Annotated in this window: 13 protein-coding genes, 2 tRNA genes and 1 pseudogene; 8 read left to right on the top strand and 8 right to left on the bottom strand. The window is 58.2% G+C overall.

The features are described 5' to 3' along the window. Nucleotides 1–92: 92 nt before the first annotated feature. Nucleotides 93–281 (top strand): annotated as a pseudogene (locus tag AB5Y97_RS18280) (murein L,D-transpeptidase catalytic domain-containing protein); the annotation flags it as partial. 77 nt (nt 282–358) lie between these two features. Here AB5Y97_RS18280 and AB5Y97_RS18275 read toward each other — a convergent pair. Continuing rightward, complete coding sequence (locus AB5Y97_RS18275; protein ID WP_005335309.1) at nt 359–790, bottom strand: universal stress protein; 432 nt, start codon at nt 788–790, stop codon at nt 359–361. A 188-nt stretch (nt 791–978) separates the two neighbouring features. On the opposite strand from AB5Y97_RS18275, the gene AB5Y97_RS18270 reads away from it, so the two are divergent. Continuing rightward, nucleotides 979–1,722 (top strand): hypothetical protein, encoded by a 744-nt coding sequence (locus AB5Y97_RS18270; protein ID WP_103250470.1) that lies wholly within the window; start codon nt 979–981, stop codon nt 1,720–1,722. A gap of 119 nt (nt 1,723–1,841) precedes the next feature. Here the strand turns inward: AB5Y97_RS18270 and AB5Y97_RS18265 are convergent, their stop codons facing one another. Continuing rightward, the gene (locus AB5Y97_RS18265; RefSeq protein ID WP_043820904.1) at nt 1,842–2,294 is read right to left on the bottom strand and encodes an RNA methyltransferase; all 453 of its coding nucleotides are present in this window, start codon (nt 2,292–2,294) and stop codon (nt 1,842–1,844) included. A 204-nt stretch (nt 2,295–2,498) separates the two neighbouring features. Between AB5Y97_RS18265 and AB5Y97_RS18260 the strand changes: the two genes are divergently transcribed. After that, nucleotides 2,499–3,590: a PfkB family carbohydrate kinase gene (locus AB5Y97_RS18260; protein ID WP_236303089.1), complete on the top strand. Its 1,092-nt coding sequence runs from the start codon at nt 2,499–2,501 to the stop codon at nt 3,588–3,590. Beyond that, on the top strand, nt 3,584–4,492 hold the full coding sequence (locus AB5Y97_RS18255) for a pseudouridine-5'-phosphate glycosidase (RefSeq protein WP_236303088.1): 909 nt from the start codon (nt 3,584–3,586) through the stop codon (nt 4,490–4,492). The genes AB5Y97_RS18260 and AB5Y97_RS18255 overlap by 7 nt, the downstream gene beginning before the upstream one ends. Before the next feature lie 87 nt (nt 4,493–4,579). On the opposite strand, the gene AB5Y97_RS18250 is transcribed toward AB5Y97_RS18255, so the two are convergent. Next, nucleotides 4,580–5,305, bottom strand: a complete 726-nt coding sequence (locus AB5Y97_RS18250) for a carbonic anhydrase (protein WP_259588982.1) — start codon at nt 5,303–5,305, stop codon at nt 4,580–4,582. A 418-nt stretch (nt 5,306–5,723) separates the two neighbouring features. On the opposite strand from AB5Y97_RS18250, the gene AB5Y97_RS18245 reads away from it, so the two are divergent. Then, nucleotides 5,724–6,701, top strand: coding sequence for a cytochrome-c peroxidase (locus tag AB5Y97_RS18245; protein WP_064339529.1), 978 nt, complete (start codon nt 5,724–5,726; stop codon nt 6,699–6,701). A 51-nt stretch (nt 6,702–6,752) separates the two neighbouring features. Here AB5Y97_RS18245 and AB5Y97_RS18240 read toward each other — a convergent pair whose 3' ends face one another. Beyond that, nucleotides 6,753–8,027, bottom strand: coding sequence for an alpha/beta fold hydrolase (locus tag AB5Y97_RS18240; RefSeq protein WP_368158650.1), 1,275 nt, complete (start codon nt 8,025–8,027; stop codon nt 6,753–6,755). Between AB5Y97_RS18240 and AB5Y97_RS18235 the strand changes: the two genes are divergently transcribed. Then, nucleotides 7,989–8,483 carry a hypothetical protein gene (locus AB5Y97_RS18235; RefSeq protein ID WP_162628398.1) on the top strand — a complete coding sequence of 165 codons (495 nt, stop codon included), beginning with the start codon at nt 7,989–7,991 and terminating at the stop codon, nt 8,481–8,483. The genes AB5Y97_RS18240 and AB5Y97_RS18235 overlap by 39 nt on opposite strands. Here AB5Y97_RS18235 and AB5Y97_RS18230 read toward each other — a convergent pair. Beyond that, nucleotides 8,462–8,537, bottom strand: a tRNA-Asn gene (locus AB5Y97_RS18230). The two genes, AB5Y97_RS18235 and AB5Y97_RS18230, sit on opposite strands and share 22 nt — an antisense overlap. A 4-nt stretch (nt 8,538–8,541) precedes the next feature. Further along, nucleotides 8,542–8,617: transfer RNA gene (locus tag AB5Y97_RS18225), tRNA-Phe, on the bottom strand. A 265-nt stretch (nt 8,618–8,882) separates the two neighbouring features. On the opposite strand from AB5Y97_RS18225, the gene rraB reads away from it, so the two are divergent. Further along, nucleotides 8,883–9,218, top strand: a complete 336-nt coding sequence (gene rraB, locus AB5Y97_RS18220; RefSeq protein WP_026034893.1) for a ribonuclease E inhibitor RraB — start codon at nt 8,883–8,885, stop codon at nt 9,216–9,218. A gap of 63 nt (nt 9,219–9,281) precedes the next feature. Here the strand turns inward: rraB and AB5Y97_RS18215 are convergent, their stop codons facing one another. Then, nucleotides 9,282–11,237 carry an EAL domain-containing protein gene (locus tag AB5Y97_RS18215; protein ID WP_005335328.1) on the bottom strand — a complete coding sequence of 652 codons (1,956 nt, stop codon included), beginning with the start codon at nt 11,235–11,237 and terminating at the stop codon, nt 9,282–9,284. Between the two features lie 185 nt (nt 11,238–11,422). Here AB5Y97_RS18215 and AB5Y97_RS18210 point away from each other — a divergent pair, with 185 nt between their 5' ends. Next, complete coding sequence (locus AB5Y97_RS18210; protein ID WP_042060865.1) at nt 11,423–11,917, top strand: hypothetical protein; 495 nt, start codon at nt 11,423–11,425, stop codon at nt 11,915–11,917. A gap of 67 nt (nt 11,918–11,984) precedes the next feature. Here AB5Y97_RS18210 and AB5Y97_RS18205 read toward each other — a convergent pair. After that, nucleotides 11,985–15,341: type I secretion C-terminal target domain-containing protein (locus AB5Y97_RS18205; RefSeq protein ID WP_368158648.1), on the bottom strand; the 3,357-nt coding region annotated here is incomplete at its 5' end.

Here is a 15,341-nt window from a genome sequence, read left to right as displayed (position 1 = left end):
CGCTAAAGCGTGATGTTTTCATGTAGAACCTCCTGCGTTCAAGATACGAGAAAATTCTACTTATGAGCACCCCAGTTTTTCGGGGGGATTACCCCGGCAAGAACAGCAATGCCCGCAAGCGTGCCATCGTGGTGCATGGCGCCGCCTATGCCAGCCCGACCCATCTGCGCAAATATGACAAGCTGGGCCGCAGCTGGGGTTGCCCCGCCCTGCCCAAAGAGCAGGCCAGAGCCATCATAGATACCATCAAGGGAGGGAGTGTCATCTACGCTCACGGCTAACGGGCACAACACCAGATAACGCAAGGCCAGCAATCGCTGGCCTTGTTTGTTACGCTTTTCACACTAAACGTGGCGCGTTATTGGCGCACCACCAGTACCGGGCAGGGTGCATGACGCACCACAGACTCGGCGACACTACCTACCAGCAGATGGCTGATACCGGAGCGACCGTGGCTGCCCATCACGATCAGCTCAACCTCATCCTCCTTGGCCTGAATGACAATTTCATCGGCGGCGCGGCCAAAGCGAATATCAAAGGTAGCCGGGATCGGCAGGGTGGCAACCAGCTCTTTGAGCTGGGTTCTGGCCTGACGCTCCATCTCGTGAGTAATCTCGATGGCCGTCATATGAAGGATCTTGTAACTGTCAAAACCGTGCAGTTGATCAACCACGTGGATCAGCTTGAGCTGGGCCTGATGGCTCTGTGCCATGAAAACGGCATAGTCGAGTACCGCGCGAGACATTTGGGAAAAATCGACTGGACAGAGCAGAGTCTTGATCGATGGCATAATGCAGTCTCCTCTACTGATTGGGGTGCTATTGAATCTTTACTCGATCATAACGATCCGACCGCAAATAACCCTCGACCCTGTCGCAAAATGGAGATGCGGGATGTTTTCTCCGCCCGCCGCGATCAATGCATGGTATAAATCAGGTGATAAATGCTCTCCTCACCCCTGCGAGGATAATGCTGACCATGCTGCGCATCGGTTGTTTGCTGCTTTGCTCTCTGTGTGCGATCGCCCACGCTCGCACAGCCGATATTCACGTCTATTGCGATGGCTGGCCCGGTTTCTGCCAACCGGATGGCCGCGGTATCTATCTCGATCTGGTGCGAACCATCTACCAACCCCACGGCTATCAGATCGTGCCCCATATCGTGCCCTACAAACGTGCCGTCGCCATGGTAGCCAGGCAAGAGGGGGATATGGCGATGAGTGTCTATCTGGACGAGCTCAAGGGGGTCAGGCAGCCCCATCAGCCAGCCTCCGCCGATGATCTGACCGTCTTCATGCTCAAGCAGTGGCAGCCGCAATGGCGGGGAGAGCGCAGTCTGGAAGGCGAGACCGTCCTCTGGCGGCGAGGATGGGTGCTGGATAAATATCTTCCGGTCACCATGCGATGGCATGAGATCGACAACCATGAGATGGCCCTGCAGCTGATTGGCAAGGGGCGCTATCGCTATTACCTGACCGCTGGCGTGCTCCATTCTACCGATGAGACCCCGGCCAATATGTACCGCACCATTTTGCGCTGGATCCCGACTTACCCCATTTTTGCCGATACCGAGCAGGGCGACCGGCTACTGCAGCTGTGGGATCAGGAGATGGTGAATCTGATCCGTCGCGGCACGCTGGCCGAGATATATCGCCATTATCACCTCTATGACTACTATCGCGACTTTCTCGAGGAGCAGGCGGTCAAGACCGGCGAAAACTGATCCCACCATAGGGGAAAGAGAAGGATGCCGCAGCCCCGTCAACAGCGGCCACCGCCAGCAACCTGCCCATAAGCAACACCTTTCCATTGTGGTTTGAGTCACCGTAGCCACGCCACAACTCAGGGTTGCCGGAACCCCTTCGCCAAACGGTCATAGAGGATCACATTGACCGAGGCGGCCAGATTCATGCAACCCCGGGTCGGCACATAGACCACATCTTTCACCGCGCCATAGAGGGCGGGATCGAGCGTGCCATCCTCCGGCCCGAAGATATAAAAAGCGCGTTCCGGATGGACATAGTCGGGGAGCGGCGTAGCGCCGTCGATCAAATCGACCACCACGGGCACACATCCCTGCGGGATAAACGCCATCAGATCATCCACCCCGAGCAGCGGGATCTTCTCCACCATCTGCTTGGTATCAGTGGCAAAGCGGCGCGCCAGCTCGAAGCGGTTGCCGGTGTAGTAGACCTCATCCACCCCGTAACAACCCGCAGCCCGCATCACTGAGCCGACATTTTCCGGAGACTTGGGATTGACCAGCCCCACGCAGCAGAATGCACTCTTTTCCATCATCTCTCCTCATCTTGCGGCGGCCATTATAAGCCGTTGCAGGGCCACCGACCCGTTAAAAGTCCCCTCCCCGGCTAAACCGCTTGCCAACCCAGCTTTGAATGTCGATTTTTTGTGCGCAAGCCGACAAATTTTGTACAAGCCGATAGCCAGCAAACGTTTCCCAGCAATAATGGACAAACGTTTACAAATGGATGTTTGTCTATGACTGAGCGTGAACAAGAGATCCTCGCCCTGCTGCGTCAGGATCCCATGATTGCCCAGCAGGAGCTGGCCGATCGCCTTGGCATCAGCCGCTCTGCGCTGGCCAGCCACATCTCCAGCCTGATCCGGCAGGGATATGTGCAAGGCAGAGGTTATGTACTGCGAGAGGGCCCCTACGTGGTGGTGATCGGCGGTGCCAATATGGATATTTGCGGCACCAGCCATGACAACCTGTTGCTCGGCGACTCCAACCCGGGCAAGGTGCGCACCTCGGCAGGCGGTGTCGGCCGCAATATCGCCGAGAATCTGGCGCGGCTCGGCAGCGACACCCGGCTGCTGACAGCGGTCGGCAACGACCAGTATGGCCACCATCTATTGGAAGTGAGCCAGCGGGCCGGCGTCGATGTGCGCCAGACTCTGGTGCTCGATGGTCACGCCACCTCCTGTTATCTCAGCCTGCATGATGGTAGCGGCGAAATGAGCTGCGCCATCAACGACATGGCCATCATAGAGCAGCTCACCCCAGCCCGCCTGACCCCCCTCGCAGGCTTTCTCGGCGGTGCCCGGCTTTGGGTGCTCGACACCAATCTGGCCATCCACACCCTCGACTGGCTGTTCGAGCGACAGGGGGAGCACGCCATCTTTGTCGATACCGTTTCGGTGGCCAAGGTGGAGAAGATCCGCCCCTGGCTCGGCAAGATCCACACCCTCAAACCCAATCGCAGTGAAGCCGAGCAGCTGTGCGGTATGACCATCGCCGGGCCCGAAACCTGGCCCATGGTGGCCGCCTGGTTCCACCGCGCCGGGGTCAAGCGACTGTTCCTCAGTCTGGGTGAACAGGGGATCTTCTACAGCGATGGCGAGCAGCAGGGCCACCTGCCGGTGCTGGGCAGTCCGGTACTCAACGTCACCGGCGGCGGGGATGCCTTTATGGCTGGCCTCGCCCACGCCTGGCTGCAAGAGCTCGACATTGCCCAGACCACCCGCTTTGCCCTGGGCTGCGCCGCCCTCACCGTCAATTGTTCCGATACCGTTTTTTCCGGTCTCTGCAAGACCGCCGTTGACCGCATACTGGAGGAGTACTCATGCTGAACGCTTACCTCGATATCCAACCGGAAGTGGCTGCCGCGCTGGCCGCCGGCAAACCGGTCGTCGCCCTAGAATCAACCATCATCTCCCACGGCATGCCCTATCCGCAGAACGTGGAGACGGCCCGTCAGGTGGAGCAGGTGGTGCGCGATAACGGCGCCATTCCGGCCACCATCGCCATCCTCGACGGCCGCCTCAAGGTGGGTCTGGATGCCGGTGCGCTGGAAGCGCTCGGCCGGGCAGGCCACAGCGTGACCAAGTGCAGCCGCCGCGACATTCCGTTCGTACTGGCGCGCAAGGGGATGGGGGCCACCACGGTCGCCTCGACCATGATCATCGCTGCCATGGCGGGGATCCGGGTCTTTGCCACCGGTGGGATCGGCGGGGTACATCGCGGCGCGCAGGAGACCTTCGATATATCGGCCGACCTGCAGGAGCTGGCCCAGACGCCGGTGGCCGTAGTCTGCGCCGGTGCCAAGTCGATCCTCGATATCGGGCTGACTCTGGAGTATCTGGAGACGCAAGGGGTGCCGGTGATCGGCTATCAGACCGAAGAGTTGCCCGCCTTCTACACCCGCGAGAGCGGCTTCAAGGTTGATTATCGACTGGAGAGTCCGGCGGCCATCGCAGAGGCGCTGCGCCTCAAGTGGGAGCTGGGACTGGCGGGCGGCGCCGTGGTGGCCAACCCCATCCAGACCGCACACGCCATGCCGAAAGCCGATATCGACGCAGCCATTGCCCGGGCGCTCCATGAAGCGGACGAGCAGGGGATCAAGGGCAAGGCGTCAACCCCCTTCCTGCTGGCCCGCGTCTGCGAGCTGACTGGCGGCAACTCGCTGGCGGCCAACATCCAGCTGGTACTGAACAACGCGGCCCTTGGCGCCCGCATCGCCGCCGCGCTTTAATTGCACACCGATACCTCGCCATGTAAAAGAGGGCCTCGCGGCCCTCTTTGTTGTTTTTGCTATCTGCAGCGCTATTGCAACGCTGTGTTATTGCAGTACCACGCGCCCATTGAGGGGCTGCACCGGCCGGTTGTTGGGGTGGTGCATCACCGCCTTGAAGGCGTCGATCTGGGCCTGACTGACCTCAACCGGCTGCTTCATCACCAGCCAGCGCACTCCTTCCGAGCAGGGAGGCGTAGTAAGGGAACCGCTGAAGCGATAGTAGTCACGATTCTCGGGCAGCAGTTGCTCAGCAGAGAGCGGTGCCTTGAGAGTGTGAATCTCCCCCACCTTGGCCGGTAGTTCACCCCAGGCTGCCGCCAGCGCTGGATTGGCCTTGTCAGCCTCGAACATCACCGCCACCACGGCGATCTCTCCCTTGTCACTGACGTGCACCAGATGCCCTTCCAGCGGATAGGATTTGCCCTCGATGAGGTTTTCACTCGGGGCGTGGAAGTGGAACTGCTTTAGTTCAAACCTGGTGCCATCGAGTTGCAAGGTGCTGCCCGGGGCATAACCGACCTGCACGGTGTGACCGTTGTTGACCACTGTGTTGCCACCTGCCTGATAGTGGAGTACCAGCGGGGCCAGTTTGGCCTCGACCAATCCGTTCAGGTCAACCGGCGACTGATTGCTGCCCGCACACTGGCCAAACTCAGGGGTCAGCTTGGCCCAGTGGGCAGGCCCCGCCTCACCGCTATATTCCCAATGGGGGGTGGCAGCAAACACGACAGGGCACAGCAACAGGGAGCAGGCCAACAGAGACTTTCTCATCATACATCCTTATCTTGATTGAAAAGCACGACCATCCGGCGCCGCTCCAAAGAACAAGACGACAGAGGGTGTTGAAACGCAGGGTACAATTTGCTCATCCTGTCGGTTTATTATTAATGATGCATTTGATAGGTATTTATTTAACGGCAGAATGGCAAAGCATATTGAATAATCGCTTTATTCAATGACAGCAATCTAATTAATCGCCTGTTCATTTTCTTTGCTTCGCACATAATCCAGACATAATGCTAATTCCATACTCTCCTCTTAATTATCCTGCCCTCATTTTGCCAACAAATCATATGTGATTGTTTTTATTGTAAATAATCAAGCAAGCCTGATTTTGATCAATTAATAAGCAGCACTTTGACGTCATCCTTGTCTTGCTGGCATAAACAGCATCAAGGGAGATGACGCAATGAGAAAATATTGTTTGCTAGTGGCACTGATATTACCCGGTGCCGGTTGGGCGAATGAACCCATACAGCCCGTGGAACCAGCCAAGGTGACAAACCCGGAAAAAGTCGAGTTGGGCAAGATGCTGTTTTTCGAGCCAAGACTCTCCAAATCCGGCGCAATCTCTTGTAACTCCTGCCATAACCTGGCGACCGGTGGGGTGGATAATCAAGTCAGCTCACTCGGCCATAAATGGAAAGTGGGCCCTATTAATTCACCGACCGTACTCAACTCCAGCCTCAACTTCGTGCAGTTCTGGGATGGTCGCGCCAAGGATCTGAAAGAGCAGGCGGCAGGCCCCATAGCCAACCCGCTGGAGATGGCATTTACCCACAATCTGGCGGTAGAAACTCTGCATACCCTGCCTGGTTATCGCACCCGCTTCAGCGCTGTTTATGGCAAGGACAATTTCGGCATTGACGAAGTCACCGATGCCATCGCTGCTTTTGAAGAGACCCTGGTTACCCCCAATGCCCCGTTTGACCGCTGGTTGAAAGGGGATAGCAAAGCACTGACCGCACAACAGCTGAAAGGGTATGAACTGTTCAAAGCCAAAGGATGCACGGCATGCCACAACGGGGTCGCTATCGGCGGCAACTCTTATCAGAAGATGGGACTGGTCAAGAGTTACAAAACGGACAACCCGGCTCAGGGTCGCGGGGCAGTCACCGGAGAGAAGCAGTTCATCGGCTGGTTCAAGGTACCCACCCTGCGTAATATCGAGCTGACTTATCCCTACTTCCACGATGGTGCAGTATGGGATCTGAAGGAGGCAGTCCAGATCATGGCTGATATCCAGCTGGGGCAGCGCCTCACAGATCAGGAAGCCGAAGATATGACTGCCTACCTCAAGAGCCTGACCGGTGAGCAGCCGCAGATCGTGTTGCCACAACTCCCACCGTCACAACCTGATACCCCCAAACCAGAGGTAAAAAGCTGATAAAAAACAACAGGGGCCGTGGCCCCTGTTGTCTGTACCTTACCGGACGATTCAGCGATCCCGATTCAGGGCGATCAGACGATCAAGAATCGCCTCACCATCGGCACGCAAACCGTTGTGCTCATACTCATTGGTGATCCAGGCGCGACTGTTGCCAAGGCCACGCAGGGTTTCGCGACTGTAGTCAAACTCCACATACATATCCTCGGCATAGACGGCGCATGCTACCGGCACCTGGTTGCGGGCCAGTTGTGCCGGGTCATAGAGCGCCCCCCAGTCCGCCTTGTTGGCCAGCAGATGGGCCGCCTCTTTCAGGGGCAGCAACTCGCGGAACTGCTCGAACATCCAGGGGTAAACCATCTCGCCGGTGAAGGCGAAATCCTTACCAGGCGCCCAGTTCACCGCAGGAAACTCCCCTCTGACCCGATCTGCCGCCCAGCGAGTCGCCTCCCCTTCGGCGTAGATAGCCTCGTGCAGAATGGCAAACAGCGGGTTGGTATTGAATGGCTGCATGCTCTGCACCTGATAGAGAAAAGCCGGGCTCAGCTTGTCACCGATAAAGGCCTCTTCCAGCAGGTAATAAAGCTCCTCGAAAGCACCCGTAGCACCGAGATCCAGCCCCTGCTGCTGGAACTGCTCCACCGTCAGGCGCTGACCGTTGGGCAGCCGCACATCGTGCTGGTGCAGATGGTTGGCCAACCGGTTGGCAATCCCCTGAGCGTGGGGGAAGCGGGCGAAGAAGGCTCGGTTCTTGTCAGCCACCCGCTGATAGGTGGCGCGGTAAACCTCCTCGGCGCTGCGGCCAATCGGCGCGATGCCGCCGGTGATATAGACCTCCCGCAGGCTATCAGGGAAGAGCGAGAGATAGGTCAGGCAGCAAAAGCCGCCAAAGCTCTGACCCAGCAGGCTCCAGCGATGCTTGGGGCTGAGCTCCTGCCGGATGAACTCGGCATCTTGCACTATGCTGTCGGCGCGAAAATGGCTGAGATACTCCGCCTGCTCGGTCGGTGTCATTTTGGCCAGAATCTGCCCGTGAATTGAGCTCGACATCCCGGTGCCACGCTGATCCAGCAGCAGCACTCGGAACTCCTGCAACGCCCGCTTGAGCCAACCACTGTTGGCCGTCGGGCGCGGTGCCCCGAATCCCGGCCCACCTTGCAGAAACAGCAGCCAGGGCAACTTCTCATCGAGCTTGTCTTTACGGCAGAGGGTACGGGCAAACAGGGTAATGCTGTCACCATCCGGCTCATCATGATCGAGGGGAACAGTAAAAAAGTGCGGCTCGCAATGAATGCCGTCCAGTACATAGCTCAAGGGGCTGTTCATCTGGGGTCTCTCCGTCAGGATGGGAACATCATTGACCCCATCATATCCTCGCCCAGCCACAGGGTCACTCCGGTTTTCCAAAATGTTAACAATGGCTTAAAGGTCGAAACATCACCAGACAAGCCGCTCTTCAACGGTGCTGAATTAATTGTTTTGCAGGGGAGATTGACGCCATGGCGCCATGGCGCCATTCAACAAAGATGGCTCGCCTGTACAGGAGTGCAGCCATTCAGGCCGACAAAATGGATAAGGGAATGTGATGAAACCGAAGTGGATCAGGGCCAGAAAAAGAGAGAAGAAACCATGCCCTGGCAGCATGTTGCAGACCGGAATGCTGCTGTTCAGTGCCACCTGTGGCGCGACGCTCTTTTTGGCCGCATGCAACAGCAACTAGAAATGAAAAAGCCCGCTCGATTGAGCGGGCTTTTCGAATTTGGCTCCTCCTACTGGACTTGAACCAGTGACATACGGATTAACAGTCCGCCGTTCTACCGACTGAACTAAGGAGGAATTATGGTGCCCAGAGACGGAATCGAACCGCCGACACGGGGATTTTCAATCCCCTGCTCTACCGACTGAGCTATCTGGGCAACGGCGCGCATTAAACCCTTTCCAGCGCAGAGTGTCAACCATGATGGCACGATAAAAAGTGCGTTCGCTCAACAACCGAACGAAGCGACCATTTATTATCCATTCCAGTCCCGTTTCATGCACTTGCTGGCCTCTGAACACCCTGCAGGCTGCGCCAATATGATGGAAATTCGAGGTTCAGTGGGTCCGCCGCATTGAGCCGAATCCACTCTGCGAGTATGCTTTGCCGCAATGATACCGCCTGGAGGCAACATGAGTCTGAATATGCAAGAGTGGCGTGATGAGACCACCGAGATCGTCAACGAACTGCTGGCCGATGGCAGCAATCCCGATGCGGATTACGACATCGAGCACCACTTCGCCTGCCAGGATTTCGACCGTCTGGAAAAAGCAGCGGTTGACCTGTTCAAGGCCGGTTTTGAAGTGACCGATGCCGAAGAGATGGAGCTGGATGACGGCGCCACCATCTTCTGCTTCGATGCCACCATCGAGTGCAAGCTGAATGTCGAAGCGATCGTCGCCGATATCGCCAAGATGCTGCCCATCCTGGAAAAATACGGGGTGGATTACGATGGTTGGGGCACCTACTTCCAGGATTGATCCTGCCTCCATCGTAAAACAACAAGGCCACCTTGCGGTGGCCTTGTTGTTTCTGACGATCTCTCACGCCAGATAGCTGGCAGCGAACTCCGCCGGCGGCAGGGGGCGACTGAACAGATAGCCCTGTAGCCGATCACACCCCGCCTCGGTCAGCCACAACTGCTGCTCGGGTGTCTCTACCCCTTCGGCCGTGATCCGGATCCCCAGCTCATGGCCCAACCCGATGACTGACCGCACGATAGCGGTAGTCGCGCTATTGCTGGCGAGCCCCTGAGTGAAGCTGCGATCCAGCTTGAGGGTCGCCACCTGCAAACGCGGCAGATAGGCCAGCGAGCAGTAACCGGTACCAAAGTCGTCGATGGCCAACTGAAAACCGGCGGCAATCAGGTTGTCGAGGTTGGTCTCAATCTCGTCGGCGTTCTCCATCAGTACCCCTTCGGTGATCTCCAGCTCCAGTTGACTGGCCTTGAGACCATGGCGAGCGATGCAGGCTGAGACCCGCTCACAGAGCGCCGGATCACGGAACTGCAGCGGCGAGAGGTTGATGGAGAGCACCATATCCGGCTGCGCAGTTTGCCACTGCGCCAGCTGGGCACAGCCCTGCTCCAACATTAACTGGCCAAGCTGACCGATGATCCCCATCTCTTCCGCCAACGGAATGAATTCGTCGGGGGAGATCATCCCAAGCTCGGGATGGGGCCAGCGACAGAGCAGCTCGGCGCCATGCAGTCGGTGAGTGCGGGTACAGATAATCGGCTGATAGACGGCAACCAGCTGGGCGGACTTGATAGCGAGCGGCAACTGGGCGGCGATCAGCTGACGTCGCTTGAGCCGGGCATGCAGCTCGGGATCAAACAGGGTGCAGTACTGCTGCTGCCGTTTGCCCTGCGCCAGCGCAGCCTCGGCATGACTGAGCAACCGCTCGGCATCGCTTGCCCGCCCCTGGGCCAGCCCCAGAAACACCGGGATCTGGATGCGGTGATCTTCCACCTGATAGTGCTCCATCAACTGCTGCTGCAGATGCTGGCTCCACCCCTGCAATGGCTCGTTGAAGTCCGGCAGCAGCAGGCTGAAGTCATCGGCAGCGACCCGACAGAGCAGGGAACGCGGCGGTACCAGCTGCTGCAACCGCTTGGCCACCTGGCTCAGCAGGCGATCGGCAATCCGGATCCCGAAGCGATCGTTGATTTCACGAAAATGGTGCAGATCGACCAGCACCAGCGTGGCACTGCGTCCCCCAAGATGGCGGCTGGTCTGCAAGAACCGGGAGAGTTTGAGCAACCCGGTCAGACTGTCGTAGTGCTGCTCCTGCTGCAACTGCGCCTGAGTGGTGCGCAGGCCGGTGATGTCACGCCCCAGCGTCAGGATCCCGAGGGAGTGGCCATCACCATCTGGGACATCGACCCGGGTGATCTCCATGTGTCGCCCCTGCCCGCTGGCATCCAGCAGACAGCACTCGCCGTGGCCCATCCCCTGCGGCGCCGCCAGCCGGAACGGTAGCTGCTGACCCAGCACCTCATCCGCCCCCTGGCCGATAAAGTCGAGAAACGCCTGATTGCACTCCAGCAACACCCCGTTGTGATCATCGAAACGGATCAGATCAGGAATGGCATCGAGCAGAAAACGCTGCAACAACTGCTGCTTTTTGACGGTTTGTTCCAGGCTCTTGCGCTGGGCAATCTCGTTAACCACGCCAAACACTGCGCACGCCTCTCCCTGCGGGGTGTAAAGAGGCACCTTGTGCACCTCCATCCAGCAGGTATTCCCGCCCCGGTTGCAATGGAGCTGCTGATACAGCATCGGCACGCCTCCGGCAAGCAGCTGCTCATCCTCACTGCGAAAGAGATCGCCCCAGGGCATATCTGCATCTGTCTTGCCGACAACCTCGGCAGGCGACTCCAGCTTGGCTTCACGGGCGAACTCACGATTGGCGAACAGGTAACGCCCATGACTATCTCGACAGAAGATACTCATTGGCAATTGGTCGATGATCTGCTGCAGCAGATCCGGGGTGAGCATGTTGGTCACAGGGGTGCTTATGGAGGAATTTCGAGCAAATCTATGATAGCAAACCAATTTTGTAAAGCACCCCGATTACCTCCCCATAACATCGAACGCTGGATGGTTGCTGACAGAGATTGTCGCTCCGGCGATAATAGGCGCCGGTTGGCCAATGGCCTGGTGATATGGACGAGAGAAACAAGATGAAAAAGATTATGGGGAGCGCATTGGCGCTGCTGCTGGTTGGTTGTGCTGGTGACAATAACGGCGGTGAGGAGTATCGCTACAACCCGCCAATTGCCAAGGCAACCAACAATACTCAGGAAATGGCGATCCCGGTGGATCTGGTGTGGGCTCGCGCCGAGAAGTGGTTCACCGATCACGGCCTCACCATCGAAAACAGCCAGCGTGGCTCCGGCCTGATGACCGCCAACGTCAACCAGTCAGCCGACGGGCTGGAGTGGCTGGACTGCGGCACCATGGGTTCCAAAGTTGCACTGGGCAACCCGAACCTGCAGATCAACCTGATCATCACCCAGAGCGGCAACAGCAGCGTGGCCACCGTCAACGTCAAGGGCAACACCGAGTTGTTCTTCGTTGAATCCTCAGGTGAGCGCGTACCGGCCCCGTCCATCAAGCCGGTCTGTGTCTCCCGCGGCTCCCTGGAGCAGAGCCTGTTCGCCACCCTAGGCAACTGATTTCGCTTCCCAGCAAAGATAAAAAAAGCGGCAGATTGCTCTGCCGCTTTGTGTCCATCTGGCTGGGTTACTTGTCGATATCCAGCATGCGATTGTACGGATTTAACAGGTAATCGATCACCTGGTTGGCAGTGGTTCCAGAACCGCCCGTCAGGGAGTCGAAGGTGTGGTTCATCAGCACTATCTCCTGGGTCACCGGCGCGGCACTGCTCTCCTTGACCTGCAGATGCACCCCTTCGCTGTCCTGGAACACCGAGAGCAGGCTCTTCAGGGAGCTCTTGCTGCCATCGCTGTCGAGCAAGTCGCTCAGATCCAGCTTGTCCCCTTGCGACTTGCTGAAATCGTCGATGTAGTCCTTGGTCACCTTGCCAGCCTCGGTATCCCCCTTCCGCCAGATGAAGGTATCGGATCCATCATCCCCCTTGAGGATATCATCGCCGATACCGCCAAACAGGGTGTCGTTGCCGCTGCCACCGTACAGGGTATCGTTGCCGCTGCCACCGTACAGGGTATCGTTGCCGCTGCCACCGTACAGGGTATCGTTGCCGCTCTCCCCATAGAGGGTGTCGTTGCCGCTGCCACCGAACAAGATGTCGTTGCCAGCTCCGCCGAACAGGAAGTCATCGCCCCCCTGACCGAACAGGATGTCATTGCCATCACCGCCGAGGAGGGTGTCACCCTTGTCATTGGTCGACGACTGATCGAACTCGCTGGCGTGATCCGTGATGTAGGAATGCACCTGGGCATCGGTCACCGACCCGGCCCCCAGCTTGCCGCTCACATACTGCTTGATGGCCGCATACCCTTCCCCGCTGATGCCGGTGAAGCGTACCGCGTCGCCAAACAGGATGTCGTCGCCCGCACCGCCATCGATCCGGTCACTGCCCGGCTTGTTGTTGATGGAGGTTCCCAGAATGGCATTGGCCAGATCGCTGGCATTGACACCGGTCATGATGACGCCGTCCGAGTCATAGGACTTGAGGTCTTCGTAGGAGATGTTGGCACCCAGACCGATAGCCTCTACCGAAATCCCCATGGCGGTAAGCAAGGCAAAGCCTGCCACCGAGTTGCTGATAGTCGTGCTGGAGGTATAGTCACCATCGCCGTCCAGAGTCGAGTAGGTGTACCTACCCTTACCATCCGGGCGCATATAGCCGACCGGGTTGTTATATCGGCCATTAACATACACATTGCCAGCGCTATCAATAATGGTATATCCATCAGCGCTATAGACGCGTCCGGGAACATATGTACTGCCGATAACGTCGTTGAGATAGACGTCATAGCTGCTACCCCAGTAATTCAACACCCTCGGATTAGAACCTTCACTACCGAGATAATAGGTCGGCTTACCATCGGTGATGAAGTAGGTTAGGTTCTTCGCATTGGTGTTGCTTTGAACGGTCGAGCTGCTGAACCAGTTGGCCACCGTCTTGAACGCATCCTCGTAGTTGGTACCGCCCCCACTGCTCATGGAGTTGATTACCGACTGCAGCTGGCTCAGGGCATTGCTGTCTTTTAGATTCACACTGATGCTGGCGTTCGACAGGGTATCGAAGTCAACCAGCATGATGTTGACAGTACCGGCACCCTCGCTACCCGCACTGGTCTTGAGGCTGGAGAAAATCTTATCCAGCTGGGTCTTTATCGTCTTCATGGCATCGCTGCCGATACTGCCGGAGCTGTCGACCATAAAGGCAAGGTTGTAGTTCTGGCCGGGCAACACCACGCTGCCGTCCAGATCCCCCACCACGATATTGTGTTCACTGCCATAGGTCCGGTTCTGATCGCCAGGTTCACCTTCGGTGGCATTGAAGTAGCTCAGGCGGATGCTGTCATCGTCGGTGGCGGAGCTGGTCTGATCGGTCCCCACCTCCTTGGCGATAGCCTCAACCTTGAGATCGACCTGGCCGGCACTGTTACCGGGGACTCGCAGGGTCAGCCCGCTCAGCTTCACATCCAGCGCGCTCGCACTCCACAGACCGCTGCTGGCGGTGAGAGTGATCTTGCCGTCGGCTCCAGCGGTGCCCAGCCGCTGGTTGCCGTTGTAGAGCAGGGTGTTTTGCGGCATGCCGCTCAGCACCAGGCTGTCGAACTGCTCGCTACCATCCCGATCGCTCAGGGAGGCACTCACCTCCAGCGGATAATCGACCACCACCGGCTGCACCAGGGTCAGCACGCCCGTATCCTGATTGATCTGGTAGACACCGTCGGCGAACTGGACATACTCCACGTCGTGCAGCGCCTTGGTGATACCGACCCCCTTCTCCGTGACCGAGAAGTTGAACCAGCGATCATTGATCGAGTATCCGCTGCCCTTTGTGATGGCGTAGTCGGCACGGTTGCCGGACAGTACAGCGATATCTTTATCACCAGCACCGCCATAGAGAGTATCGCCACCCAACCCAGCGACCAGAATGTCATTTCCAACGCCGCCGTCGAGGGTATCGCCCGACACTGAGTTGCCACCGACCAGCACGTCATTGCCGTTGCCACCGACGAAGTGGTCGCCGCCCCCCTTCTGGCTCACGATGTAGTCGTTGCCATCACCGCCCACCACGGAGTCCTTACTAGAAGTGCTATCGGTCAGGGTCTTGGTGATCCCGAGGGCCCCCTTGTCGAAGTTGCCGGACTGGAACTGGCCCGTGGAGATCCCCGCGCTCGGGAAGCTCTGGCTGTAAGACGGCATGCCATTCCCCATCAGGGTGACGTTGACCGTGGGCTTGTCGGCCACCGCCGCCACATCGATCACCAGCTTGCTGCCGTTGCTTAGGTTGGCACCGTCGCTTATCTGATAGCCGATGCTGGCATAGTCGCCCTTCATGTTGCCGACCACGGCGCCGTTGCCGTTGGCGGCATGGGTGCTCGATTCGTTCAGACCTGGCACGAAGCGCAGATGACCTGCGTTCACCTCGGCATAAGAGATAAGGGCACCGCTCGAGACGGTCACCCACTGACCCGCGGCATTGAGATACTCGAGCTTGCCACTGAGAGGCAGGGTGCCGATCTTCACGCTGAGATCGCTCGCAGCCTGATCATCGCTGGCACCAAACTGGGACCAGGTCAGCACCTGGGGCTGATCTTCGGCACCGACGCTGTGGCCGCCAGCCGCCATCGGCGCCCGATCATTGTCCACTATGGTACCGGTCCCGCTCTGACCACCGATGGTCACCGAGAGGGTCTCGTTCGTCTCGACCAGACGATCGTTCACCGTCGGGATGGTCACCGTGAAGTCTGTCACGCCCGCCGGCACGGTGATCTTGCCGGTGCTCGCGTCGTAGGTGACCTTGTCGCTGAAGGTCACGCCCGCACGGTCGAAGTCACCCTCCGCTGCAGTGATGCCCTCAAGGTTGAAGTCATAACTGGTCGCACGGTCGCTGCCGTTGCTCAGGGTCACCTGGAAGGTCAGCGGAGTGCCCTCGTC

Origin of the sequence: Aeromonas sp. R10-2 (assembly GCF_040908445.1) — a bacterium.
GTDB classification, from domain to species: domain Bacteria; phylum Pseudomonadota; class Gammaproteobacteria; order Enterobacterales; family Aeromonadaceae; genus Aeromonas; species Aeromonas veronii.
The sequence above is the reverse complement of the archived record's forward strand: the minus strand, read 5'-3'. Positions and strand labels throughout refer to the sequence as shown.